Genomic DNA, 25,514 nt, shown 5'->3' with positions numbered 1-25,514 from the left:
TCCCCTCTTCACTCTGCTTTCTCAGTATGATCGGCCCTAATCCGCACCAAACTGACAAAGCCTGTTTCCGGGTCCATTTGGTTGCCCAGTTCCAGCAGACCGGTCACGCGGATGGGCCGGTCAAAAGGCAGGGCCGTCACAGGCTGCTCCAGTTTCACCACGACAATATCCATGGGCCAGTCGGCGTCACTGGAGCAAAAGGGGCAAATAGCCATGGGGGCCTGTGTCAGGACGAAAAAGGACAGAGTCGGCTTTAGGGGCGGAGCCATGAAACCGGTCATGACCACCCTCTTTCCCTCCAGAGACTGCAGCTTTTCGGAAAGCTGCAGTCCTAAGGCGGAAGCACCGCTGTACATTTCCTCAAAAGCCAGGGGCGTGGCCGGCTGCTGCCAGGGCCAATCAGATGCCTCGGCCCGCTTCATGCCGCCCGCCAATGAGAAAAGAGACGGTTCCTGTACAGGAACCGTTCTCTCAGCGGGCAGAGCCGAAGCGGACGCAATAACGCAACTCAGCGTCGAAATGCTTATCATCCGCAATATGGTATTTCCCATAATGGTTCTGCCTCCGCCCTATTTATTTCAGATTGCGCTTGCCGTCTATACCCAGGGCTTTCACAATGCCGAAGAATACTTCAGTGTTGTCCATAATGCCGTTAAAATGATCGGCGCCGGGACCATCGGCAGTCAAGGGTATATCATCTGCCGAATGAACTTCGGAGGAGTCGGAAGCGGGGATGTTGCCGGGACGGAATTCGCCTTTCACCTGTGGATTGGCGACAGCCTTGCCGTTAGCCATGATGGCCGGTACTGTGGGCACTTCCTTAAACTGATAGTTTTCATTGTAGTCGGGATGGTTGGCGAAATGAACAGCCAAGGTTACGCTGGGGTTAGGGTCATCGGGGAATCCGTCCTGATCTTTGTCTTCATAGGTGGGCAGGATCGAATCCGCATAGGTGCGGACAGCTTCCCGGCCGCTTTTGCCGTCCAGCTCGTGATAGGTGCCGGTGATGCTGGCGCCGTGAGCGTGGTCAGCCACTACAATGATCAGGGTATCATTATTTTTCTTGGCAAATTCTTTGGCAATGCCAATGGCTTTATCCATTTCGATGGTGTCATAGGTGGCTCTCTGCCAGTCAACCGCATGCAGTTGCTTGTCAATGCTGGCGCCTTCCACCATCAGGAAAAACCCGTTAGGGTTTTTGCTTAAAACGTCGATGGCTTTTTTGGTCATTTGCATCAGGTTGGGCTGATCATTGAAGCCGCCCAGGACCTTGGGGTTCTTCAGCATCTCCCGGTCAATGTAGACATTCATGTTGTCCAGCTGATACAGTCCCAGGAGTTTGGTGGCGTTAGACGGGGTATCCAACAAATCGGATTTGGTGCCGGAGAAAACATATCCCTGCTTTTTGAATTCCTCAATGAGATTCTTGTTGTCAGTGCGTTTGGAGCCGGGTACGGACTTGGGGAGAAAGTGGCGGGAACCGCCGCCCAGGATTACGTCAGGCCGGTGCTCCGCGCTCAGCATATTCTCGGCAATAAAGTTCTGCTCGGCCCGGCGGCGGGTATGAGCCACCATAGCGGCCGGCGTGGCGTCAGTAATGTTAGCGGTGCTGACTAAGCCTGTAGCCATGCCGCGGGTACGCTTCACAATTTCGATGATGTTCTCGACCTTGGGATCGTCAAAGGGATCTTTGGTGCTGTCGGCATAGACGCCCATAGCATTAACCACGGATTTATGCCCGGTAGCGTAAGCGGAGGCGGCGTTGGCCGAATCAGTGACCAGGGAATCATAGCCGGAAGTGGTGATGAGGGCCAGGTTGGACATTTTTTCCATTTCCAGGAGGCCGTTATATTTCCCTTCGGTCAGGCCCTGGGAAAGAATCCGGGCCATTTGCCGGGCCTGGAGGCTCATGCCGTCTCCTATAAACAGGATAACGTTTTTAGCGCGTTTTTTGGCAGTGTCAACTACGTCGTAACGGACGGTTCGGGTCTTAGCTCCGTCCTGAGTGGCGGCTTGCACCGTGACTTCGATCTTGCCGGCCTTGGTGAAAGCTACGTCATTCACCCGGTAGGTTCCCAGCGTCCCGTCCAGTTTGGCAACAGCCGGTTTGCCAAAGTATTGGTCGGCGGCCTGTCCATTGACGGTTACAGTCATAGCGGAACTGGCGGCGCCTTTTACTTCAATCAAAAAATCAAATTTCTGCCCCAGGGCAAATTTGGCATTGTCAATGGGCAGTACAGTAATAGGGCTGGCAGACGGGGCAGCAATAACCAAGCCGCTGCTTAAGAGTGAAACAATCAGGGTAACTGCCAGAGATTTCGCAAAAACTTTGGACCACAATCGAGAAAGTAAGAGGTTGCTGAACAAATCCATTCCTCCCTTGTCATTCTTTTGCATGTCTCCGCTTTTATTATAGTAGCTCTTGCCTGTTGGTTAGGTTAAAGCCAAATTAAAAGTATGTTAATTTAGATTAACGTTAGGTAAAACCAGGAAGAAAGAGGCAAAATGGTGAATTGGCAAAATGCAGGATTTTTGCTGTTTTGTGAGAATGTGACATGTAGAAAGACAGGATACAATTCAAAGAGACTACAATTTTTTATTGCCGAGGTATCATAATGTTTATTGCTGATTTACACATTCATTCCAAATACTCCCGGGCTACCAGCAAGGACTGCTCGCCGGAAATGCTGGATTTTTGGGCCAGACGCAAGGGGATTCAAGTGCTGGGAACCGGAGACTTTACCCATCCAGCCTGGCGGCAGGAGCTCAAGGACAAACTGATTCCCTCTGGCGAGGGCCTGTATGCCTTAAAGGACGAATATCGTCAATCGGGGCAGGTGGCCGGCGGGGATATTGCGCCGCAGTTTATCATCTCCGGTGAAATCAGTTCCATCTATAAAAAAAACGGACGGGTGAGAAAGGTTCATAACGTAGTCCTGCTCCCTGGCCTGGAGCAGGCTGAAGTGATCTCCCGCCGCCTGGAGGCTATCGGCAATGTTCGTTCGGACGGGCGCCCCATCCTGGGACTGGACAGCCGGGACTTGCTGGAGATCGTGCTGGATAGCTGCCCTGAGGCTATTTTTATCCCGGCTCACATCTGGACGCCGCATTTTTCCCTGTTTGGGGCTTATTCCGGTTTCGACGACATCTACGAGTGTTTTGGGGATCTGACTGACCATATCTATGCCTTGGAAACCGGCCTGTCCTCTGATCCGCCGATGAATTGGCGGCTCTCGGCTCTGGACCGGTTTACGCTGGTGTCTAATTCTGACGCCCATTCCCCGGCTAATCTGGGGCGGGAAGTCAATCTGTTCAACACTCAGATTTCCTATCCGGCCATGCTCCAGGCGTTAAAAAACCGCCATACCCAGGAATTCTATGGCACCATTGAGTTTTTCCCCCATGAGGGCAAATACCACTACGATGGTCACAGAAATTGCCATGTCTGCTGGAAGCCCAGCCAAACCAGGGATGCCGGCGGCATTTGCCCGGTATGCGGCGGCAGAATTACCGTAGGGGTGTTGCACCGGGTGGAAGTTCTGGCTGACCGGGAGGAAGGATTCGTGCCAACGGTCGCCAAGCATTTTGAAAGCCTGGTTCCTCTGGCTGAGGTAATCGCCGCTTCTATCGGCGCTACCACAGCCAGCAAAAAAGTGCAGAAAAAGTACGGCGATCTGCTCAGCAGTTTGGGCCCGGAATTTTTCATCCTGCGGGAAGCAAGCCTGCCGGATATTGAACGGGCGGCAGGAGCCTGCATCGCCGAGGGCATCCGCCGCTTACGCTGCGGCCAGGTTGAGATTCAATCAGGCTACGATGGCGAATACGGCAAAGTGAAGATCCTGGACAAAAGTGAAATCGACCAACTGTCCGGCCAGCTATGCTTTATCGAGGCGCCCCAAGCCTCGACAACCGAACCGGCTACTGCAAAACCTATCTCCAGTCTGGAATCCGGGCCCGTTCAAAAAGGTTCAGATGCCAGGCCCGACGAGGAAGCGCGCACCCGCAGGAGCAACGACGCAGATAGGCCTTTTTCAACGGCCCCCTATGGGCTGAACGCGGAGCAGTGGATGGCAGTTTCCGCCTCTGAACCCGCTCTGGCGGTCATTGCCGGCCCCGGAACCGGCAAAACCAAAACCCTGGTGTCCCGTATCGCCTATCTGGTGGAACAATGCGGCGTCTCCCCTTCTCAGATCACGGCCGTTACCTTTACCAACAAGGCCGCCCGGGAGATGCGCCTCCGCCTGGAAAAACACTTTGGCAGTAAACGCACCGCCGCTGCTATGACCATCGGCACCTTCCACGCCATCTGCCTGAAAATGCTGTCTGAGTGGCGGGGCAAGAACAGCGTCACCATTCTTGACCCGGACCAGGCTTCTGCCATCATGGGGGATGTCCTGCAGGGAATGGCTTTAAAACAGTCCCCGCGGGATGTTCTGCGCCGACTGTCGCTGCTGAAAAACGGGGCGGCGAACAGCCGGAAAGAATCCGACATTCCCGCCGGGGTATATGAGGCATACCGCGACCGGTTGGCCCATTACGGCGTTATGGACTATGACGACATCCTGTTAGAGGTTCTGCAGCGGTTTGAGGCTCCAACCGCAGACGTTTTAGCCGGCGGCAAGGAAAAAAAACCGTTCGTCTGCCTGCTGGTGGATGAGTTTCAGGATATCAATGAGGTCCAATACCGTTTGATTCAGCAATGGGGCAAAAACAGCCAAAGCATCTTTATTATCGGCGACCCGGACCAGTCGATTTACGGCTTCCGTGGCTCAGACAGCCGCTATTTTGACAGGTTTATCAAAGACTCTCCCGGCATCCGCCAAGTCAGACTGACGCAAAATTACCGTTCCACACCGGAAGTCCTGGCAGCCGCCAAAGGAGTCATCTCTCGGAAAATCTCAGGCGAGCCAGCCCCCCTGGAAGCTGTCCGAGGAAGCGGCGCCAAAATCCGGTTGGTGGCAGCGGACAGCGATTTTTCCGAGGCTTTGTTTGTGGCCAAGGAAATCAACCGCCTGGTGGGCGGCATCGATATGCTGGACGCTCACGGTCTGGCCGCGTCCCATAAGAAAAAGCCCCAGACCAAACAGGCCAGAGGCTTTTCGGATATTGCCGTATTATACCGCACCAACCGCCAGGCGCAGGTATTGGAACAGTGCCTGATTAAAGAGGGAATCCCCTATACCGTGGCCGGCCGGGAAGATTTCCTGGCCGACAGTGCCGTGCGGGAGGCGGTTGCCTTTTTCCGGTTTTTGCTGAATCCGGAGGATTTGGCTTCCCTCTTGCTATGCCTGAAAGCCGTCGGTCAGGATGGGATGAAAGGGGCCCCCGGGATTATGGAAAGTTATGCTGCCGGGAAAAGAAGTCTGCCAGCCCTGATCAAGATTTTAGAGAATGTGCGGCCTCCCAGGGACGGCCTTGAGGGATTCCGCACCATGCTGCAGCGCTATGATCCGGTCATCCGGAAGGAAAAACCCTGGAAAACGATTGCTGCCTGGATGCAGGAAAAGGATGTATCCGTCACCGGCTCCCTGGAACTCTTATTCAATATGGCAGTGATGCATGACACCATGCCGGCTTTTCTGCAGAATCTGGCGCTTGGGCAGGACAGCGACCTGGTCCGCAGCAGCGGCAAGGTATATTCCAGTGAAGCGGTGTCCTTAATGACGATGCATGCCGCCAAGGGTCTTGAATTCCCTGTGGTATTCATCTGCGGTGTAAATGAAGATACGATTCCTTTGCGCAACAGCAGCTCCGGTTGTGATCCGGAGGAAGAGAGGCGGCTTTTCTATGTAGGGATAACCAGGGCGCAGGACGAATTGATCCTGCTGGTCTCCCGCTCGGTTTCGCCTTTTGTCGCCGCTATCGACAAAGAACAGCTGATAAGAGAGAAAGCTTTTACCCCCAGGCAAACCTCTTCCTACAAACAAGACGGCCTTTTTTAATCAAATTTTATTCCGGCCGAAACAGAAAGGGGGCGGAAAGAATGAAACGGATTATCATCGTCGGCGCAGGGATCGGCGGTCTGATTGCCGGCAACCTGCTGACAAAGAAGGGACACAACGTAACCATCTTTGAAGCTTACCTCACACCTGGCGGCTATACCGCCGGGTTTTACCGGAAAGGGTATTACTTTGAAAGCGGCGCTATTTCCTTTGAAGATTCGGCATCGGTATGTAAGGCAATGAAAGACATCGGATTGCTGGATCAGATCGAATTTGTAAAATTGAAAACCCGGTTGGTTTCAGAGGGCCTTGACGGAACGCCGGAGACCTATGATGATTTTAAGAAAATACTGTACGCCGGGTTCCCGGCCGACCAGGCAAACTTGGATGCGTTTTTTTTCGAGCTGGACAAGTTGGTCGCCTTGATGGAGAATGCGGGTCAGCCCATGCCGTTTCTTTGCAATGGGTTTGAAATGGCAAAGGCAATTCTTCCTTACATTTTGAACGGCCCCAATTGGATGAAACTGTCGAAGCAGTATGGCAATATGACCACATCGGACTTTGCCGCAAAATATTTTGCAAAGGATACCAAGCTCTTCCGGCTGTTCAGTCGGCTGGGTTACCCGGATATGCCGGCTATGTTCCTGGGGGCTGCCTTAGTGGCGATGTTTACCGACCTCTGGACGGTAAAAGGCGGCATGCAGTCCTGGGCTGATCTGCTGGCAGAAAAATTCCGGAAATCGGGCGGGAATCTGCGCCTGAACTCCTATGTGGACAGAATCATCGTTCAAAATGGGATTGCAGCAGGCGTATCCTGCCAAAATGCCATTTATGCCGCAGATTATGTGATTGCGGCCGGGGATTATAAGAAAATCTTCCTGACTCTGTTAGACGGCCAGACCCCGGTTCCCCAGGCCCTCCGGGATAAAATCAGCCAGGCCGCTGTGTCTGAGGGCGTCTTCACAGTCTATTTGGGGTTGAATCTGTCTAATGACGTCTTGGCTGAGACTATGAAGACGCCTCATGTATTTGGACTGGAGGACAAGCCTGGCTGCGACATGAACAGCACCGCCGATGAAGCGTTTTTCAGCAAGGCCGCTGTTTCCCTTTATTCACCGTCCATGATCAACCCCCGTCATGCCCCGCCGGGAAAATCCTCACTGATGCTGCAGGTTGTGACACCCTGCCGTTGGATGAACAACTGGGGCAACAGCGACCGGGAAGTATACGGCCAATTGAAGACAAAAGCAATGGAGGCGGTGATTGACAACGCCTCCCGACTAGTTCCCGGTTTGAAAGAATGGATTGGATATCAGGACGCCGCAACGCCGCTGACCTATGAAAGATTCACCAAAAACTCTGATGGCGCCAGCTCTGCCTGGAGCTGGAACCCCAACAAGAAGTTCTATAAAAGCACCCTGAGCGTGAATATAGAAACGCCGGTGAAAAACTTGTTCATAGGCTCCTGCTGGGCGATGCAGATCGGCGGCATCCCCGGCGCCCTCGCGGCGGCTTACCAGTGCGCCAAAAAGATAAAGTAGCCGGCCGGTTAAAAGAAGTAATCCAGTTCGGCTTTGACTGTCTTCAATTTGCCGGAGTGAACGCCGTCGGTGGCCTTCAGCGAAACGAGCCAGAACGTCATGCCGAAATTTTTATCGAACATGAGCAAGCCGCTTAACTCCGGCCCTTGCAGTCCCCAGTCGTATTTTGACACCCAATAGTTATCCGGTGCAATGGAGGACTGGGCTTCGGCCCGGATATAACGCGCCGTAAGACCGTAGGAGCCCGGCACGCTGAGGTCGGCGCGCTTATAGTTGACTCCCGCGATATAGGCTTTGTTTTGTGTACCGGCATTACTTTGACCATACGTGGCAAATAACTGCAGATCCTTGCCGATCATTTTGTCGGCGCCCACTTCCCACAGTCTGATGTGATCGGCGAATACGTCTGCATCCGAGCCATCATTGGTGATGTTGTGATAGGCTGCTTTAAAGTTGGCATCAGGAGCGAGAGGCGCATCGTAGCCAAAGGCTGCATAACGATTATCCGTTTGGGACGAAATGAGCTTGGGGTTGGTAGCGTTGCCGGTCCAGCCCCGCCGGAAGTAACCGTAGGTAAAGGTTTTCTTATATTTATCGCCGCTGGCCAGCTGGACGCCGTTGATCCCCTTCCGGCCCGCCGCCACCATTAAACCGTAGGCCGCACCATAATCAAACCTGCCGGCCTTCACTGCAGTTGCGCCCATTGTGCCATCAGCGTACATCTGGCCGGCGCGCTGGGACGCGCCCACAATCCCTTCCGCTTCAGGCGACCAGTATCCCCCCGACCGCAAATCCCTGACAGCTTCGTCCTCAATGATGATTTGCCAGGCATCACTGACCCGGTAACTGATAAACAAATCAATACCAATGGCCGGATAAAAGCCGTCATTGGCGTGAGGCGTATCGCCGGTGGCAGCGGTTGAATTCTGAAAATCACCGCTGTTATCCCATCCCTGCCCGGATAAATGCAGGAATCCCCAGACAGTGATCTTTTCCCTTTTCTTTTCCGCCGCATCCGTATGTACTCCCAGAGTATTCAGCTCATTGGCAAATTCGGCCGCCAGTTTGTCAATCAGTTCCTGATCTGCGCCACTGGCTTTCTCCTTATTCCATAGGGCCCGGGCAACCATTTGCGCCATTTCATAACGGGTAACCAGGCGGCTGTCTGTAAAACTGCCGGTTCCTTCACCATCAATCACTCCCTCCCTGATGAGTTTATTGACGGCTTCGTACGTCCAATGCCGGGCAGGAACATCGCCAAAGGGATTGGGAGCAGCCGCAGAGGCAATCCCAGCGAAACCGACCAGGGATACAACCGCCAGGGTCAGCAGTTTTTGTTTCAGTTTGTGCGTGACCACAGGTCTCCCCCTCTATTCTTCTGTTCATTTAATTTTTTTGTCAATTCTTGGCCCCCGGCTTATGGATCATCACTTGCCGACAGCGGCGGCAACCATGGCTTTCACATTTTCCACCGGGGCGTTGGGCGGTATGGTGCAACCGGATGCCAGGATGAATCCGGGCCCCATATCCTTGATCAGCCCGCTGCAATAGTTATACACGTCGTCAGGTGTTCCCAGGGCAAGCAGCGCCGCCGGGACATCGCCCTTGATGCACATGTGGTCTCCCAGAGCTTCTCTGACCTTATAAATATCGGTGGCACTGTCGGATTCAAAGATGCATTTTTGTTTCGGCAACTGTTTGAAAAAAGCCAGATCCCGTTCCCAGTTGCCGTCAATATGCAGGTCTGCCACCGCGCCTTCCTCGATGATCGCTTCGGCGGCAGCCTTCAAGTATTTCCAGACAAAACGCTCCCACAGCTTGGGAGAGTAAAACTGGCTGGCGCCCCGGGCCGGCGAAATGAACGCCACCAACGGCTTGCAAGCCCGGATCTGCGCTCTGAGGGCGGTCAGGGATTCTTCCAGGATCAGGTCCAGAACCGCCTCCACTTTGTCCGGCATTTTAAACAGGTCCCGCATGAATTTGGGAAAGGAGCGTCCGCCGCTAAGGTATTCGTTCACGGTAATGGAGGCGCTGGGAGTATACACCAGATAGCCGGCATCTTCAAAGTTCTTCATGAACTGCGGGACATCGGCCAACTGCGCCGACAGGCAATCCACGTCAATGCCCAGCCGGTTCGTCAAATAATCGCGGCTAAACGTACTCCAGCCTCGTTTCAAAATGGTGTCGTAGTCTTCTACGGTCATCATTTCCCGCTCGTCAAGCTGCCAGGGGGTATCGTCGGGCAATTCGCGGCCCGGCAGTTTAATCCTGGTATAAAACATCAACGGGAACATGGTGGCTGCCGCAAAGGTGCCGCCGGTACCGTCTACATCGCCCAGGGCCCGGATCGAGGCAAATATGGCCCGATGGGATGCCTTCATGTCGGAACAGAATTCCGACAATTTCATTCCCACATGCCTGGCGCAGAAAGCATCCCCGGTGAGAATAACCGGCGTCCGGTCCGTTTTCTGAAAGGTAATCGCCTTTTTCAGCCTGTCTTTGCGCTCCTGCAGCAGTTCCTGATTTGTTTTCATCCTTAACTCTCCCTCCCGTTTGGTCTAATTGTTGATATTGGCCGCTTGGGGCGGCCGGGCCAAAGTCTGCAGCGCCAGCAGCAAGCCGCCGGCCGCCAGAACCGCCGCACTGACCAGCAGGGGAAACCGTCCGGCATGCTGCCCAAACAGAGCGTTGACGGCTTCAAACACAAAGGGCGCCGCAAACTGGCCAATGCCGCCGGCGGCGGAAGCCAGGGGCAGGCTGAGCGCCACCCGGGCCGGCGGCGTAATCAGCGACAGGGTGACAAACAGCGCCGGGCAGGTGGTGGAAAAACCGAAACCGCCGATAAAACAGCCCAGCAGCAGCAGGTTAAAATCGTGAACGCCGGAGATGATCGCCAGTCCTGCCGCTGTAACCAGCCAGCCGGCCGCAATGGTGAAATTTCCGGCTATCTGCATGATCCGGCCAAATACCAGGCCGGCCAGGACTCCGCCGCCGGTAAACAAGGTCAGCGCATAACCGGCGCTGGCGGCATTGCCCATATCTTCCCCGACCACCTGAATGGCGACGTTGGTAAAGAAGGCAAAAATCAACAGATTATAGAAAAATACGATGCCTTCGACAAAATACACCCGGCCGGGCAGAGGCACTTTTCGCGCGGCCTGGCCGCTCTCCCCGGCCGCTGCGGCTTTGGGCGGCTCGGGAAGATAAAAATAAACAAAGGCGAAGATGACCGCGCCGAATAAATAGGCCAGAAAGGTATTGTGCCAGTCGGCAACGCACAATATGCCGCCGGCCAGGGGGAAAATAATCCCGCCTGCATTTACAAACACGCTTTGCAGGCCCATTACGGCCACTCGTTCATTGGCGCTGAAAAAATCCGCGATCAGGACCAGGGACAAGGGAAAGATCATGCCCAGACTCAGCCCCAGAATGGCCCTCATCCCTAAAATCAGCGTCAGATCATCCATAAAGTACGGCGTAACGCCGCCGATTAAAAAGAGAACCATGGCCGCATTGGTCAGTTCCCGCCGGGTCGCCCATTCGCTCAGTTTGCCAAACAGCAGCGACGCCAGCACCATGGTCATCGACGGCAACGCCACCAGCAGCATAATCGTCCGGGGGCTGGCTTCCGTAAACACCGCGCCGATATTGGCCAGTGCCGGCGAAACAGCCGTGGCCGCCAGGAGCAGCAGGGAGATAGAAAGCACTGCCGCCTTTAACAGACCTCTACTCACAAGTTCTCACCTCTTTCTAATAATATCCATACTTTTCAACTGCCTGGAAAAAGGTTTCGACATTTTCCCGCCTGGCATTCATCGGCAGGCAGCAGCCGCAGGCCAGTAAGAACCCACCGCCTTTTCCTGCTATTTGAATCAGCTTTTTACAGTATTCATCCAGTTCGGACGGCGACGCCACCGTGAAATATGCGGCCGGCACATCCCCGTGAAGGGCACAATGGCCGTGCAGTATTTCCTTGGCCTTAAAAATGTCGGTAGAGCCGTCTAAGGCCAGCACAAATTTACCCCGGGGCAGTTCCAGGAAATACTCCAGGTTTTTGGTCCAGTCACAGTCAAAGTGCAGAATGGGCACAATGCCTTTGGCAGTCAGATTTCCAATAAATGCTTTGAAAGAAGGCCAAATCAGCCTGTCAAAGTACTTTTTGGCCACAAACTGACCGGCCGAGCGGCTGCCGCCGACAAAGACCCGGTTGATCCCGGTGGCGGCCACTGTCTTTTCCGCCGCAGCAACAAAAAAATCCGCCACAACCGGCAGCAGTTCTTCCAACTGGTCGACGATCTGAAACATATCCTTGTAATACTTTTCAATGGACCGGGCTAACGAAAAGGCATCAAACGGCACCAACCCGCCCAGGTCCCCATAGAGAGGAATTTGTCCCCGGCGGCGCATGGCAGCCAGTTCCAATTCCCTGATCCTGGCTGCTTCGGCCATGCCTTTCAGCACTTCTTCCCGGCTAATGCCGTTGGCTCGCTCCAGAAAAGTCAGCTGATATTCCCCATACCCCTTTTTCCGGATGATGTCGTAATCATTCCTGGTCATCACTTCGCTCCCAATGACCTGGCTCTGGACATTATCGCCCAACTCTTTACCCGGCAGCTTCATTTTTCCCATGCCTGCCCGCTGGGCCACATAAGCGCTGGTAATACCGTTGATATCGGCGCTGCAGTCCCAGACGGGATGATCAGCGGCCAGCTTTTCGATGGCAGCAGGCCTTTGGTGGTAAACTCCCAGACAAATTCTTTGTTGCTGATGCCAACATATTGTCCGGCAGAATTGCCGGTCTCAGGCGCACATACTACGCGATCCGCCGGCTTAAGCCCGATGGTTGCCGCCAATCGATCTTCGGCGGTCATACTGTCTCGGCTCATATATTCTCCCTCCTTTTTAAACCGGATCAGTCAGGACTCGTATTTATCCGAATATTCTTTTAATAAAAATCCTAGCATGAATGGGAGCTCCTTGTAAAATTCAAAAACTAGAATGCGTATGCAAAAAAAATCATAACCAATATCCCGGTCAGCGAGCTTGCGTATACTTTATGAAAGAAATATAATATATTCGGAATTATCTAACTTTTTTTGGAATACTGCTGGTAAAGGGGAGGCTTTTATGGAGGGCGTCCGATACTTGCGTTCATTTGTGCTGGTGGCCGAGTGTCTGAACTTTACCAAGGCGGCCGAACGCCTCTATATCAGCCAGTCAACTTTAAGCAAGCACATTATTGAATTGGAAGAACAGCTCGGCGTACAGCTGTTTGTCCGCAATCACCACTCGGTCCGGTTAACGCCGGCAGGCTTTACTCTCCAGCAAGAGGCTGGCTCCCTGTTTGCAAAAATTGATGATGTTTTTTCCAGGACACGCAAATCGCAAACAGACATCTGGGGTAAGCTGCGCATTGGGTGCACCGGGATTGAGTGCACATTTTTGCCGAAAATCCTGGAGCATTTCACCGCCCTGTATCCCCATGTCGCACTGGACATCGGCATCCTTACCGTGCCGGAAATCAACGATAATCTGGAACGGCAGGAGCTCGACATTGCTTTCACGCCGCATCTAAGCAATAACCTCAAATCCAAATTTGCCATACGCGAGGTACGCCGGGCCCGCCTGTGCTTTTTGCTGCCGCGCAGCCATCCTTATGCCAACCGCTACTCCATTGATCTGGCTGAACTGAAAGAAGAACGGTTTATTCTTCTTTCTCCCGCCACTTTTCCTCACGGCGTGGACTGGTTTATGCAGCAGTGCGACATGCAGGGTTTTACGCCGCATATCGTAAGTCAGCCGTCGCGGTTCGAGACTCTTTTTTGGCAGGTCCTGGCCGGCATGGGTATTTCTTTTTGGAGCTTTGACCCCGTATTTTGCCGCATGATGCAGCCCAACATGGCCTTTGTAGCCATGAAAGGCGCCAATGCCTACGGGAATATCGCGGTCATCTGGAAAAGCAGCAACCCCAACCCGGTCATTCCACTGTTTATCAAAGAATTTGATGCTGTACCGCTCACCGAGAAGCTTCCGATGAACGCTTTAAGGTGATTCAGTGGTGCGAGGACCGTAAGCTTGACACAGCATTATAACCGTCCGGGCCAATAAAAAACGGCGGATCTCCAAAACAAGATCCGCCGTTTGCCGTTTCGATCAAGACATAGAATTGGCTATACGGGCCAGTTGATCGCCTGAGATGACTTCCTCCTCCTGAAGAAAACGGGCAGCTTTCTGCAGGAGATCCATATGCTCGCGCAGTATTTTATCAGCGATTACCTGAGCCTCATTTAAAAAGCCAAGGATTTCTTCATCGATATGAGAAACAGTGGCTGGGCTCAGATCTGCTCTGCCGGCAATGCCCGTCTGCAGGTAGCTGCCGGCTGCCGCCGCATAACGAACCGGCCCTAATTTCCGGGACATGCCGAACTCGGTTACCATGCGCCGGGCCATTTCGGTAGCCCGTTCCAGATCATTCGCCGCCCCGGTGGAGGCCTCATTAAAGACGATGAGCTCGGCCGCCCTGCCGCCCAGCAGGACTGCCAGGCGAGCTTTCAGCTCATTTTCCCCGATGAGATAGCGGTCTTCTTCCGGCCGCTGCATCGTGTAGCCCAGGGCTCCCTTGGCAGTGGGAATAATGCTGATCTTATGGACAGGATCGGTTCCGGGAAGGAAGTAAGCCAATAGGGCATGACCGATCTCGTGATAGGCAACCTTAGCCCGGACATCGCCTGAAAGCGGTATTTTTCGCTGCAGTCCCGCCACAATCCGTTCGATCGCCAAATCAAAATCCGCCATGGAAATCCGTTTAGCTTCGCGGCGAACGGCCAAAAGCGAGGCTTCATTGGCAATATTGGCTAGTTCCGCGCCGGAAAAACCGGCGGTTACCTTTGCCAGCTGCGGTAAATTCACGTCGTTCGCCAGGGGCATAGTTTGGGTATGGATGGTAAGAATCTCAAGCCGCCCGGGCTCCGTTGGCAGTGTCACCTGAATCTGCCGGTCGAACCGTCCGGGTCTGACCAGGGCTTGGTCAAGAATTTCCGGACGATTGGTCGCCGCCATAATCACTACGCCGGAATTGGCTTTAAAGCCATCCATTTCCGCCAGCAGCTGATTGAGCGTGTTTTCCTGCTCACTGTTGCCCCCTATGCGTCCCGCACTGGTACGGGCCTGTCCAATGGCGTCAATCTCGTCGATGAAGATGATGCAGGGCGCTTTTTGCTGCGCCTGCTCGAAAAGGTCGCGCACCCTGGCGGCGCCGACGCCGACAAACATTTCGACGAAGCTGGAACCCGTGAGAAAAAAGAACGGCACCCCGGCTTCTCCTGCGGTAGCCTTGGCCAGCAGGGTTTTGCCGGTTCCCGGCGGGCCGACCAGCAGAACCCCCTTGGGCAGTTTCGCTCCCATGTAGCTGAATTTGCCCGGGTTCTTCAAATACTCGATAATCTCCCGAAGTTCCACTTCCGCCTCACCGACACCGCCCACATCCCTAAATTTTACGCCGATCATTTCTCCCTGGATTTCATGGGCTTTGCTGCGGCCGAGGGACATGGCACTGGGCCCTCCTCCCATGCGTTTAATAATGAAGTACCAAATTAATACTAACGGCAATAGGGGCAATATCCAGCCCATAATGGTGGCCAGCAGGCTTTGGGTTTGGGCCCGTGCCGAAAAAGCTACGCCTGACGCCACCAATCGGTCCACCAGGGCAGGATCGTTGACCGCCACCACATTGGCGGCGGCTTTTTGTTGCTTTTCATCGCCTTTCAGTGTGAAGATGATACGTTCGCCGGTTAAAATTACCTCGTTGATTTTGCTTTCCGCCAGATACTGCAGGAAAACATTATAACTGACTTCCGTTTCCCGGATAATAAACGGCTTATAGACATAGTCATTAAACAACCAGGTTGCCATAATCGCTAACAGCAGGTACCATGCGGAAAAATTTCGCCGCTTCTTGTCCATGCCAGCTTCCAGCCTCCGTTAAAGAGTCCCATATTTCAACGATTATAATATTCCCTTAGTTAAGGAACTATTATCCCGAAAATGAGGAAAGTAGTCTGCAGACAAACGATGCGGCAGATCCGTTTGAATTAATGGTATCATCACGATTCTGTAATCGTGCCTCCATTCACGTGTACTACTTGCCCCGAAACATAGCGTGAATCATCACTGGCTAAATACACGTACGCCGGCGCGACTTCAAACGGCTGCCCGGCGCGTCTCATGGGAGTATCTGCCCCAAAATGCTTAATATGCTCGGCCGGATAGCTGGAAGGATTCAGAGGAGTCCAAATGGGACCGGGTGCTACCGCATTTACGCGAATATGCTCCGGCGCCAATGATAGCGACAGGGAGCGCGTCATGCTGACAATGGCCCCTTTTGTTGCCGAATAGTCAATGAGATATTTTTCTCCCTGGTAAGCAGTCACCGAAGTGGTATTGATAATGGAACTATATGGGCACATATGAGGCAATGCGGCTTTCACCAGATAAAAGAAGGCAAAAATATTGGTTCTAAACGTGTCCTCTAACTGTTCGGCCGAAATGTCAAGAACAGATAATTGCGGAAACTGGACGCCATGATTGTTGACCAGTATGTCTAATTGCCCCAAGACCTCCCTGGTCCTTGCAACTACCTGGCAGCATTGTTTTTCACTACGTAAATCACCCGGCAGCAGGATCGCTTTTTGTCCCAGCTCATGGATCCGCGCCTCAGTTTCTTTTGCATCCCGGTGTTCGTTCAGATAGGCAATGGCTAGGTTCGCTCCCTCTTTCGCAAAAGCGTAAGCAACTGCCCTCCCTATCCCGCTGTCGCCGCCTGTAACGAGAGCTACTTTTCCTTGTAATTTACAGCTGCCTGAAACAGTGGGATCTTCCGAAATGGGGCGTGGCTCCAAAAGGTATTCCATCCCTGGCTGCCGGTTTTGATGCTGAGGCGGAAAGGTTATCGGGACGTTTTCGCATTGCTTTTCCATGCCAAAATATGGGTATTTCGGGTACATAGCATCACCCCAATCATTACTTCACTATACTATATTCCATAGCGAGTCAAGTTGACATAGCATCTTTCTTTTTGAAAAATTATGAGAAGCTGCCGATATCAAGGGCAATTCGGTAAAAATCCATGCAGATTGTAACTATGTCCATTCCAATGTGGGATGGGTTTTGATATACTGGCATTCAATATCGAAACCGTATTGCAATATAGAGTTAATCTTAGCTCTGCGGATTAAATGAAACGGAGGGCATTACAGATAGAATGAAAAAACTCCTAGGATTGATTCTCTCTCTCTCCCTATTGACGGGCATACTAGCCGGATGCGCCGGGACACCCGCAAATAGTCGCGCAACATTGACAGCTGCCGATAAAACAGATGCGGGAAAAAAGATCTGGCCGCGAACAATGAAAGATGCTTTAGGCAAGCAAATAACCTTAATGAAAAAACCCGAACGAATTGCGATTCTTGATTTTGGTTTTATGGAAAGCTTGTTTGCTTTGGAGACTCCCCCTATTGCGTCTACTTTGGCCGAACAGTCATTAAAAGGTTTTGGAACCTTGCAGCTCTACGCCGCGAATGCGAAAATCGAAGACCTGGGAAAAGGCAAGGCGCCAAATCTTGAGAAGCTGGCGGAGCTGGCGCCTGACCTTATTTTCCATACCGCTGAAGCAGAGCATCTGGATATGAAGTTATACGAACGAGCTTCTCAGATCGCTCCTGTGGCAATGTTCGACAGCCCCGACTGGAAGAAACAGTTGCGGGATTTTGCCAAGTACCTCGGTGAGGAAGAAAAGGCAGAGGCATACATTGCGGATATCGAAACGCTGATTGCTGAATCCAGGAGTAAGCTTTCCGGCTATAGTGATAAAACTGTGGCGTTACTGTTTGAACACAGCGGTAATAAAGGCAACTTTATTGTTATAGGCTCAGCGGAAAATCCAGTGTGGTTCAACCGAGAGAACGGCCTGGGGTTGAGGCCTCCGAACGGTTATCCCCCAAAGGGGCAAGCGGTTTCTTTGGAGGGGATAGCAGCGCTCAACCCGGACTATATCTTCCTGTTCGGTTCATTAGGGTTGGAAGCGAACGGATACAAGCAACGCTATCTATCTGAAGCAACACAGGCTTCCTCCGTATGGCAGTCCTTAACCGCCGTAAAGCACGGGCATGTTTATCATCTTGACGCGGCGGTACGGGCAGCCGGTCCCCTGAGTATCAAGCTGGGGATTGAAACTATTGTCAAGAGTATGACCAAGTAAGGTTCTCCCTACTATATGCAAGAGCCAGGCGTAGCTTTCAGCCAAAGCCTGCGTCCGGCTTTTTGCTGTTCCAGCATTAATAGACAAGGGTCCAGTAGTGAGCGCATGACATGGAGGAGAACATAATCAATGGATCTACCAAATGTCCCGGCAAGGCCGGTCGAAATAAAGCAAATACAAAAGAAAAGCCGCCCATGGGCGGCATGGCTGATTATCGCCGGCGGCACAGGGCTGCTGGCGGTGATCATGGCGTTTTCCGTTACCAGGGGAGCGGCAGAAATTCCACTGGCCTCGGTATGGAACGCCTTATTTCACTTTAATGCGGCAGATACGCAGCACCTGATTGTGATGGATCTGCGCCTGCCCCGCGTGCTGGCCAGCGCCCTGGTGGGCGCGTCCTTTGCGGTAGCAGGAGCTGTTATGCAGGGTGTAACCTGCAATCCCATGGCGGATTCCGGATTGATGGGTCTAAACGCCGGGGCAGGTTTTGCCCTCTCCCTCTGCTTTGCCTTTTTCCCCGAATTGGCCTATCTGCAGGTCATCCTGTTTTCCTTTATAGGAGCGGCAATAGGAGCAGGGGGTACATATGGCATCGCGTCCCTGCGTCGCGGCGGGGCGACCCCCATGCGGCTGGTACTCGCGGGGGCTGCGGTCAGCGCGCTGCTGGCTGCGCTCAGCCAGGGCATCGCCTTGTATTTTGATGTAGCGCAGAACATTATGTTCTGGACGGCAGGCGGTGTGGCCGGTTCCAACTGGGAACAAATCAGAATTCTGACCCCGTTGATTGCGGGTGCGCTCCTGGGCTCAATCGCCCTTTCCCGTTCCATTTCCATCATGAGCCTGGGCGAAGATGCGGCAACAGGACTGGGACTGAATACCATGCTCGTCAAGCTTTTATGCGCCGCCGTCGTGCTGATGCTGGCCGGTGCTTCCGTGGCGGTGGTCGGCGCGGTAGGTTTTGTGGGACTGATCGTACCGCATCTGGCCCGGTTCCTTGTTGGCATGGATTACAGCCTTATTATTCCGTCCTCTGCAGTGACGGGAAGCCTTTTAGTGGTTTTGGCAGATTTGGGTGCAAGGACGCTCAACCCGCCTTTTGAAACACCTATCGGCGCGCTCATCGCCCTAATTGGCGTTCCCTTCTTTCTGTACCTGGCCCGCAAGGAAAGGAGGGAGCTGTGATGAACCCGCAGCAGGAGAAAAACCAAGCCTATAAACAAAAAATTGCCATCAGGAATACGGGCATTGTACTCACTTTTTTCCTACTGCTCATATTATCGTTCATCATCAGCATGAATACCGGCTACTCGCAGCTCTCGCCCCTGGATACGCTGCGTACGCTGTTCGGCGGCGGCAGCGCCAGAGAGAACCTGATCCTGTTCGGCTTCCGGCTGCCCCGCATTGTGATTTCCATTCTGGTGGGCACGGGGCTTGCGTTGTCCGGCTGCATCATCCAGAGCGTATCCCGCAACGCCCTGGCGGACCCCGGTCTTTTAGGCATCAACGCCGGCGCGGGTCTCACGGTCATTTTATTCGTGCTGTTTTGCCGCTCCCAGTCCATCCTGTCGGTTTTTACCCTGCCGTTCCTTGCACTCATAGGCGCAGGGCTCACGGCGATTCTGATTTATAGTCTGGCTTACAAACGGCAAACCGGCCTTGCGCCGATTCGACTGATTTTAACCGGTGTGGCGGTGCAGGCGGGTATTTCCGCCCTGACCACGGTGCTGGTGGTCAAGCTGGACGATACGCAGTTTGATTTTGTCGCAGCCTGGCAAGCAGGCAGCATATGGGGCTCCAACTGGAAGTTTGTCCTGGCGCTGCTGCCCTGGCTGTTGCTGCTGATTCCCTATGTGCTTTCCAAGGCCCGCGTGCTGGATGTGCTGAGTCTGGGGGATGATATTGCCTGCGGCTTAGGTGCTTCGGTGGAAAAGGAGCGCAGGCGCCTGCTTGCCGCCGCTGTGGCGCTGGCGGCATCCTGTGTGGCGGTCAGCGGCAGCATCAATTTTGTGGGGCTGATTGCGCCCCATCTGGCGCGGCAACTGGTAGGGCCGGGCCACAGGGTTTTGCTTTCCGCCTGCGCCTTGGCCGGAGCGTTTCTGGTGTCCGCTGCGGATACGATCGCGCGGGTGATCGTCCAGCCATTCGAAATTCCCACCGGCATTATGGTTGCGATGGTAGGCGCACCATACTTCCTGTATCTGCTCACCAGGAGCAAACAGTAAACAAAGGCAGGGATTGAATATGAACAGCATTGCCACTGAAAATCTAGCCGTCGCCTATGACGACAACCTTGTCGTCGATGAGCTGGAGCTCCAGATTCCACGGGGAAAGATCACCGCCATCATCGGACCGAACGGCTGCGGGAAGTCCACAGTGCTCAAAGCAGTGGGGCGTATTTTAAAGCCAAAAAACGGCATAGTGTACTTAAACGGAGAAAATATTCGCAGCCTTGCCACCAGAGAAATAGCGCGGAAGTTAGCAATCCTGCCCCAGTCGCCACAAGCGCCGGCGGGGTTGACCGTGGGCGATCTGGTGGCTTATGGCCGTTTCCCCCATCAGCGGGGTTTTGGCAAGCTGAAAGCGGAGGACAAAAAAATCATCGCCTGGGCGCTGGCAGTCACCAAGCTTACGGAACTTGAAACCGCGGCGATGGATAATCTCTCGGGCGGACAAAAACAGCGGGTGTGGATTGCCATGGCACTGGCGCAGCAAACCGACCTCATTCTGCTGGATGAACCGACGACCTATCTGGACCTGTCCTATCAACTGGAGGTCCTGGAGCTTTTATACCGGCTCAACCGGGAGCAGAACTGCACAATCGTCATGGTACTGCACGACCTGAACCTGGCGGCGCGTTTCGCGGATTATATAGTCGCCATCCGCAACGGGAATATCGTTCGCCATGGTACTCCGGAAGAGGTCATCACTGCCGCAGTGCTCCGGGAAACCTTCCATATCGACACGGAAGTGGTTGCAGACCCCCGAACCGGACGTCCCGCCTGCATTTCCTACGATCTGATCAAGGAATAGGATAACCATGAAAGCAGGTATTGGCATGAAAAAAACAGCCATTTACGGCAAAGGCAATATTGGAAACTCTGCCGCTGTATCCAGTCGCAGCGGGGGCGGTCACAGCCAGGGGCCTGGCTGTGACGCAAATCGGCTGTGATTCCAGGGCCATTCCACCCGCAACCTGGAGGTGACACCCGCAACCTGGAGGTGAATGTATATGCCGGATATAAATCATTTAAAGCGCCTTTCGGATGTTAAATCAAATGTGGGCGTGAAATTCCTAACGCCCGCCGCCTTCCCGGGCAGTCATTGCCCCTTGCATCCAGCACTGGCGCTGGCAGGGAATATCAAAGGCTTGTCGTCGCTGGTGGTCGGAACGCCGGAATGCGCCACTTATAGCCGTGTGGTCCTGACAAATACTCAGGTCAGACAGGGAGAACTGCACTGGACATATGTACTCGACGCCAGCGAGGTGGTGTTTGGCTGCCGCCAGGGGGTGATGGGCGCGCTGCAAAAGATGGATCAGGCAGGGGCAAAAGCCATTCTCCTGCTTGCCACCTGTGTGCCTGAGCTGATTGGCGAGGATATCGAGAACATTGTCAGGGAGGTTCAGCCTAAACTGTCGGCACGCTTAATCTGTGTAATGCTGGGGCATTTCAAGTGTAACAGCTTCCCTTCCGGCTCATGGAAAACGCTGCAGGCAATCGGCTCTCTGATGGAACCAAGAAGGGTTCAGCCGCAGGTCGTCAATGTAATAGGACGTTCACCGGATGAAAAACATATCCCTATGCCGCCTGTTCTGAGTGCGCTGCAGCAGCAGGGCTTTTCCCTGCGCTGTCTTTCGCCGGGGTCTTCGCTGGAGGATTTTTTAGCGGCACCTGATGCGGCGCTGAATGTGGTGCTTTCGCCGTTTACAGACCCATTGGCCGCAGCTATGGATCAGTCCTTCGGCACTCCTGCTTTTCGCCTTCACAATGTCTATGATGTAGCAGAGATTGATGCACTTTATTCGTCTATTGCCAGGAAGCTGAAGTTTCAATGGAGAAATGAATTTTACCACGAACGAATGGAAGCTCTGGCCCTACAGGAACAGGCAAAAAAACGGCTGCATGGCTGCCGTTATATTTGCGCTCATATCGGCCCTGTCAGAACAATTCCGCTGGCCGCCTATCTGGCGGCTCTGGGCATGGAGCCGCTGCTGCTGCACCTGGAAGAATTTTGGCCGGACGATAAACATTGGTCCGAAACATTAAACGCGCTTGGATATGACCCTTTGGTCTGTCATATGGTCAACAGCGGTTCGGACGCGCCGTTGTTAGAAAGCCTTTCTCCTGATCTATGCCTTGGGGATTTGTCCGGAACGAAGTTCCGGGTTCCCTGCGTGCCCTACCTGTCCGACCTGTACGGAATGTCCGGATACGAGAGGACGAACAGCCTGCTCAAGAGGATATTGCGTACGTTGGATCACCTTTTCATGCCCAAAGCAGGAGGTGGACGGCGTGGGATTGCATAAATTCAGGCCGGTTCCCTCCGGCCGCATGGGAATGTTGTGGACATTGGCTTCCATCCGCAATTCCGCTTTATTGGAATTCGGTTGTATGGGGCACATGCTCTATGGTCGTGTATTTTTGAACCGGGCGGGTGTTGTGGATGCCTGTAGGCTCTATTCCACCCATATCGACGAAACCGATATTGCTCTTGGCGATACCGCCCGGCTGAGCTCCGCTGTTGCGGATATCGCTCAAAGAGACAAACCGCGTATCCTTTTTTTCTTACCCTCAGCCGTACCGGAGATCATTGGAACAGATATTCCCGCACTTTGCAGGGAGCTGCAGCCGGCTTATCCGGATATGCGTCTGTTTCCCTTTAGTAATGGCGGTTTCGATATCAGCCAGTACCACGGGGTACAGGAAACACTTCTGTATCTTGTTCAAACGCTTCCCCACGAGGTTCCAAAAACGCCGTTGCCGACTTTTAATCTGATCGGTTCCTGCGCGGATTTGTTCCGCTTTCAGGCGGACGCAGAAGAGATCGCCCGTATCCTGCAGGGAGCCTTCCGGCTAACGCCATTGTGCGTTATGACCTCGGCTGCGTCGGTGGAACAAATCGAACAGATGGGTGGGGCGCATATCAATCTGGTATTCCGGAGGGAGGGATTGCCGGCAGCGGAGCATCTGCAAAAGCAATTCGGCACGCCTTATTTGCTTGGGCGGCCTTACGGCATACGGGGAACGTGCGAATGGATTGAGCAGGTGGCGCAAATCACCGGTATAACACCTGACCGAGCCTACGTAAATGAGCAGCGGGACGAAGCGCTGCGGCTGATTTCACCCTCACTGCCTTCATTCAGACACTTAAGGGAACAGCCGGAAAACGGACGCTTATCCGTCGGCGGGCATGCCGATGTAGTAAAAGGCATTCTCGCCTTTGCCTGCGGCGAGCTTTTCCTTCCTAAAGGTATTTGCTGGTGCGACAGCCCCGATATGGCAGATGAGGAAATTCCTTATTTCACAGAAGAACAGTGGACGCAAGCAATGGAAAGTCAGGAAAACGGACTGTTCATGGCCAGCGGTGAGGCGTTAAAGTGGGCGGGGCGCAATAGGGAGCTGCAAATTGCGAATCCGGATACAGCATGGCGTTTGAATCCCTATGAACCGCCTTTTACAGGTTTTCGCGGTGCGCTCCATCTGGCATCCCTGTGGATCAATGAGGCGCTGTGGCAACAGTAGCATGAACGGAGGGCAGTGTCATTAACCCTGCATTAGACATGCTTGTTTGCATGCTTTTCATCACCTTTGAAACTTTTATTGCCTTCATGCGGAGTTCTGCATGAAGGCAATAAAAGTTTTTCCTTTAGCGGACGCAACCCTCGTTCCTTATACATACACCTTGCAGAATGGACAAGAATTGACAGGCTAGAGCTTGAGGATTCTCTTGGCGTTATCGTAGGCGATGGCCTGCAGCACATCCGGGGCGAAATCCAAAGTCTTAAACCATTCGTTTGCCTCCGTCATATCTTCATAGGGGTAATCCGCCGAATACATAACATGTTCAGGACCCAATACCCGCAGGATGTGCTCCAGGGCCGGGGTGTAGAAAAATCCGCTGGTTGTGGCGTAGATATTGCGTTTTACGTATTCTGTCACGGGCAGTTTTCTCGATCTCCCGTTCTTAGCAGCCACTTCGCCGTCCCAGCCCTCTCTTTGGATGCGGTGATCAATACGATAGCACCAGAAGGGTAAAAATTCTCCCGCGTGTCCTAAGATAATTTTCAAGTTCGGCACCTTGTCGAACAAGCCGCTGATGATCATCCGCAGCACATGTTCCGCCGTCTCCACGTGGAATCCCCAAGCCGCGCCCTTTAATTCGGGATACGGTTTGTAAGTTGTTTCCCGATCATCCGGCACTGTCCGGGGATGGATGTAAATGGGAACGTCCAACGCCTCGGCGGCTTTCCAGAAATCCAGATATTCCGGAGCATCGTAGTAGATGGGGGCCAGGGTTCCAGCGTTGTCATACCCGTTGATCAGCGCTCCCGGAAATCCCAGGTCCTTGACAGCCCGGGTCAATTCTTCGATGGCGGCATCCGGTTCCCGCATAGGCAGGCAGGCGAAGGCACGCAGGCGGTCCTTGCGGGACTGGATGGCTTCTGCCACATAGTCGTTCCAGGCCCGGGCGGTCTCAACCTCAATTTTGTGATTCTCCAGACCTTGAATGGATGGCGAGGTCGCCGAAACCACTGAAATCTCCACCTCACCCTCGTCCATGGCGCGGATTCTCATGTCTGTCAAGTCAATGAGCTTAGCCTCGTTTTGACGGAACTCCCTCAGACTCAGCAGCTGGGGAGTAAATTTTTCCACACCTTTTACGGCAAACGCTTCTTCCAAAGCAATTTTTTTCACAAGAACACTCTCCTTCCCATTTCCCATTATTACCTTAAAAAAATAATTTTATATGGAGGAAACAATTTATAGCAGCCAGCTATTCGGCCGGCTTTGATTGGGGTGTCACATTGCATGCTAATGGTGGTTCTTCCTCTATAAGGCTAAGGAGCCTGAATGAAAAGTATCATTGATTATGTCACATATTCCTTCCACATTGTTTTGTATGAAAAGATGTCCTCCGGCAAAAGTGTAAAAAGAAAAATCATGGTTAGTAATTTCATCCCAACGCTTTATATCTTTTACATTGATTTCATCATCCTCGCCGGCAAACACGGTCACTGGGCAATTTAATTTTTCTTTAAGCGAGCTTTCCTTATACATTTCAGTTATCCTATAATCCGCCCTTAGAATCGGCAGGAACAAATCCAGCCATTCTTTATTCTCCAGCAGCTTTTCAGATGTTCCTCCCATATGAAAGATTTCTTTCATAAAATTTTCGTCATCCAATTTGTGAACTATCTTAGCATCAATTTGTACGTGAGGCGGTTCTTTTGCCGCCAAAAACAGATGTTCCGGCTGCCGGCGATGATTTTGCACAATTTTCTTATATAAACCATATGTAAGCCAGCTTCCCATGCTATAGCCCAATAAAGCATAGCGGCTCTTTTCAAATTCATCCCCAATGATTTCATATACATCATTGATCGCGTCTTCCATGCTCTCGTAAAAGGGCTCTTCAAAACGCTTGCCTCTTCCTGCTAATTCCACGGGAACCATTTTGATGGATTTCCGCAGATGCTTTTTAAATTGAGAATACATGATTGCAGAACCGCCTGCGTAGGGAAAACAAAATAGTTTTAAGTGACTCATATTGCTCTCT

At 53.0% G+C, this 25,514-nt stretch carries 20 protein-coding genes; 9 read left to right on the top strand and 11 right to left on the bottom strand.

The annotated features are described in order from the left end of the window. Positions 1–8: 8 nt before the first annotated feature. Both ALO_RS16755 and ALO_RS16750 read right to left on the bottom strand, forming a co-directional pair. Positions 9–422, bottom strand: a complete 414-nt coding sequence (locus ALO_RS16755) for a hypothetical protein (protein ID WP_040293741.1) — start codon at positions 420–422, stop codon at positions 9–11. A gap of 151 nt (positions 423–573) precedes the next feature. After that, positions 574–2,373: an alkaline phosphatase gene (locus tag ALO_RS16750; protein WP_004098342.1), complete on the bottom strand. Its 1,800-nt coding sequence runs from the start codon at positions 2,371–2,373 to the stop codon at positions 574–576. A gap of 242 nt (positions 2,374–2,615) precedes the next feature. Here ALO_RS16750 and ALO_RS16745 point away from each other — a divergent pair, with 242 nt between their 5' ends. Then, positions 2,616–5,942 carry a UvrD-helicase domain-containing protein gene (locus tag ALO_RS16745; protein WP_004098340.1) on the top strand — a complete coding sequence of 1,109 codons (3,327 nt, stop codon included), beginning with the start codon at positions 2,616–2,618 and terminating at the stop codon, positions 5,940–5,942. A 41-nt stretch (positions 5,943–5,983) separates the two neighbouring features. Further along, on the top strand, positions 5,984–7,483 hold the full coding sequence (locus tag ALO_RS16740; RefSeq protein WP_004098338.1) for a phytoene desaturase family protein: 1,500 nt from the start codon (positions 5,984–5,986) through the stop codon (positions 7,481–7,483). 8 nt (positions 7,484–7,491) lie between these two features. On the opposite strand, the gene ALO_RS16735 is transcribed toward ALO_RS16740, so the two are convergent. The 5 genes from ALO_RS16735 to ALO_RS22910 form a co-directional block, all read right to left on the bottom strand. Then, the gene (locus tag ALO_RS16735) at positions 7,492–8,841 is read right to left on the bottom strand and encodes an S-layer homology domain-containing protein (protein WP_004098336.1); all 1,350 of its coding nucleotides are present in this window, start codon (positions 8,839–8,841) and stop codon (positions 7,492–7,494) included. A 69-nt stretch (positions 8,842–8,910) separates the two neighbouring features. Next, positions 8,911–10,017 (bottom strand): uroporphyrinogen decarboxylase family protein, encoded by a 1,107-nt coding sequence (locus ALO_RS16730; protein ID WP_004098334.1) that lies wholly within the window; start codon positions 10,015–10,017, stop codon positions 8,911–8,913. Positions 10,018–10,041: 24 nt separating this feature from the next. Continuing rightward, entirely contained in the window at positions 10,042–11,217 is a 1,176-nt protein-coding gene (locus tag ALO_RS16725) for an MFS transporter (protein WP_004098332.1), read from the bottom strand. A 16-nt stretch (positions 11,218–11,233) separates the two neighbouring features. Continuing rightward, positions 11,234–12,112 (bottom strand): uroporphyrinogen decarboxylase family protein, encoded by an 879-nt coding sequence (locus ALO_RS16720; protein WP_202945805.1) that lies wholly within the window; start codon positions 12,110–12,112, stop codon positions 11,234–11,236. Further along, the gene (locus ALO_RS22910) at positions 12,100–12,369 is read right to left on the bottom strand and encodes a hypothetical protein (protein WP_004098328.1); all 270 of its coding nucleotides are present in this window, start codon (positions 12,367–12,369) and stop codon (positions 12,100–12,102) included. Before ALO_RS22910 ends, ALO_RS16720 begins: the two co-directional genes overlap by 13 nt. Positions 12,370–12,628: 259 nt before the next feature. On the opposite strand from ALO_RS22910, the gene ALO_RS21045 reads away from it, so the two are divergent. Then, the gene (locus tag ALO_RS21045) at positions 12,629–13,534 is read left to right on the top strand and encodes a LysR family transcriptional regulator (RefSeq protein WP_169313152.1); all 906 of its coding nucleotides are present in this window, start codon (positions 12,629–12,631) and stop codon (positions 13,532–13,534) included. Positions 13,535–13,636: 102 nt separating this feature from the next. Here ALO_RS21045 and ftsH read toward each other — a convergent pair whose 3' ends face one another. Beyond that, positions 13,637–15,445 (bottom strand): ATP-dependent zinc metalloprotease FtsH, encoded by a 1,809-nt coding sequence (ftsH, locus tag ALO_RS16710; protein WP_004098324.1) that lies wholly within the window; start codon positions 15,443–15,445, stop codon positions 13,637–13,639. Positions 15,446–15,585: 140 nt separating this feature from the next. Beyond that, complete coding sequence (locus ALO_RS16705; RefSeq protein ID WP_004098322.1) at positions 15,586–16,485, bottom strand: SDR family oxidoreductase; 900 nt, start codon at positions 16,483–16,485, stop codon at positions 15,586–15,588. Between the two features lie 257 nt (positions 16,486–16,742). On the opposite strand from ALO_RS16705, the gene ALO_RS16700 reads away from it, so the two are divergent. The 6 genes from ALO_RS16700 to ALO_RS16675 all read left to right on the top strand — a co-directional run bounded on the left by ALO_RS16700 (position 16,743) and on the right by ALO_RS16675 (position 23,479). Beyond that, entirely contained in the window at positions 16,743–17,738 is a 996-nt protein-coding gene (locus ALO_RS16700; protein ID WP_004098321.1) for an ABC transporter substrate-binding protein, read from the top strand. Positions 17,739–17,867: 129 nt separating this feature from the next. Further along, positions 17,868–18,920, top strand: a complete 1,053-nt coding sequence (locus ALO_RS16695) for a FecCD family ABC transporter permease (RefSeq protein ID WP_004098319.1) — start codon at positions 17,868–17,870, stop codon at positions 18,918–18,920. Beyond that, entirely contained in the window at positions 18,920–19,960 is a 1,041-nt protein-coding gene (locus tag ALO_RS16690) for a FecCD family ABC transporter permease (RefSeq protein WP_004098317.1), read from the top strand. The genes ALO_RS16695 and ALO_RS16690 overlap by 1 nt, the downstream gene beginning before the upstream one ends. A gap of 19 nt (positions 19,961–19,979) precedes the next feature. Further along, positions 19,980–20,768 carry an ABC transporter ATP-binding protein gene (locus tag ALO_RS16685; protein ID WP_004098314.1) on the top strand — a complete coding sequence of 263 codons (789 nt, stop codon included), beginning with the start codon at positions 19,980–19,982 and terminating at the stop codon, positions 20,766–20,768. Positions 20,769–20,967: 199 nt separating this feature from the next. Next, entirely contained in the window at positions 20,968–22,263 is a 1,296-nt protein-coding gene (locus ALO_RS16680; protein WP_004098310.1) for a nitrogenase component 1, read from the top strand. After that, positions 22,250–23,479 (top strand): nitrogenase component 1, encoded by a 1,230-nt coding sequence (locus ALO_RS16675; protein ID WP_004098308.1) that lies wholly within the window; start codon positions 22,250–22,252, stop codon positions 23,477–23,479. The genes ALO_RS16680 and ALO_RS16675 overlap by 14 nt, the downstream gene beginning before the upstream one ends. 186 nt (positions 23,480–23,665) lie before the next feature. On the opposite strand, the gene ALO_RS16670 is transcribed toward ALO_RS16675, so the two are convergent. Both ALO_RS16670 and ALO_RS16665 read right to left on the bottom strand, forming a co-directional pair. Then, positions 23,666–24,652 (bottom strand): amidohydrolase family protein, encoded by a 987-nt coding sequence (locus ALO_RS16670; protein ID WP_004098306.1) that lies wholly within the window; start codon positions 24,650–24,652, stop codon positions 23,666–23,668. 135 nt (positions 24,653–24,787) lie between these two features. Further along, on the bottom strand, positions 24,788–25,514 hold a 727-nt coding region (locus ALO_RS16665), incomplete at its 5' end, for a thioesterase II family protein (RefSeq protein WP_083821136.1).

Origin of the sequence: Acetonema longum DSM 6540 (assembly GCF_000219125.1) — a bacterium.
Taxonomy (GTDB): Bacteria; Bacillota; Negativicutes; order Sporomusales; family Acetonemataceae; genus Acetonema; species Acetonema longum.
Note: the sequence above shows the minus strand (reverse complement) of the source record. Positions and strands in the feature narration are given on the sequence as shown.

Coding starts and splice junctions, on each gene's coding strand:
- ALO_RS16705 (WP_004098322.1), bottom strand. CDS start 16,485: ATGTACCCGAAATACCCATATTTTGGCATGGAAAAGCAATGCGAAAAC.
- ALO_RS16700 (WP_004098321.1), top strand. CDS start 16,743: ATGAAAAAACTCCTAGGATTGATTCTCTCTCTCTCCCTATTGACGGGC.
- ALO_RS16755 (WP_040293741.1), bottom strand. CDS start 422: ATGAAGCGGGCCGAGGCATCTGATTGGCCCTGGCAGCAGCCGGCCACG.
- ALO_RS16720 (WP_202945805.1), bottom strand. CDS start 12,112: ATGGGAAAAATGAAGCTGCCGGGTAAAGAGTTGGGCGATAATGTCCAG.
- ALO_RS16745 (WP_004098340.1), top strand. CDS start 2,616: ATGTTTATTGCTGATTTACACATTCATTCCAAATACTCCCGGGCTACC.
- ALO_RS16690 (WP_004098317.1), top strand. CDS start 18,920: ATGAACCCGCAGCAGGAGAAAAACCAAGCCTATAAACAAAAAATTGCC.
- ALO_RS16680 (WP_004098310.1), top strand. CDS start 20,968: ATGCCGGATATAAATCATTTAAAGCGCCTTTCGGATGTTAAATCAAAT.
- ALO_RS16750 (WP_004098342.1), bottom strand. CDS start 2,373: ATGGATTTGTTCAGCAACCTCTTACTTTCTCGATTGTGGTCCAAAGTT.
- ALO_RS16695 (WP_004098319.1), top strand. CDS start 17,868: ATGGATCTACCAAATGTCCCGGCAAGGCCGGTCGAAATAAAGCAAATA.
- ALO_RS16685 (WP_004098314.1), top strand. CDS start 19,980: ATGAACAGCATTGCCACTGAAAATCTAGCCGTCGCCTATGACGACAAC.
- ALO_RS16740 (WP_004098338.1), top strand. CDS start 5,984: ATGAAACGGATTATCATCGTCGGCGCAGGGATCGGCGGTCTGATTGCC.
- ALO_RS16730 (WP_004098334.1), bottom strand. CDS start 10,017: ATGAAAACAAATCAGGAACTGCTGCAGGAGCGCAAAGACAGGCTGAAA.
- ALO_RS22910 (WP_004098328.1), bottom strand. CDS start 12,369: ATGAGCCGAGACAGTATGACCGCCGAAGATCGATTGGCGGCAACCATC.
- ftsH (WP_004098324.1), bottom strand. CDS start 15,445: ATGGACAAGAAGCGGCGAAATTTTTCCGCATGGTACCTGCTGTTAGCG.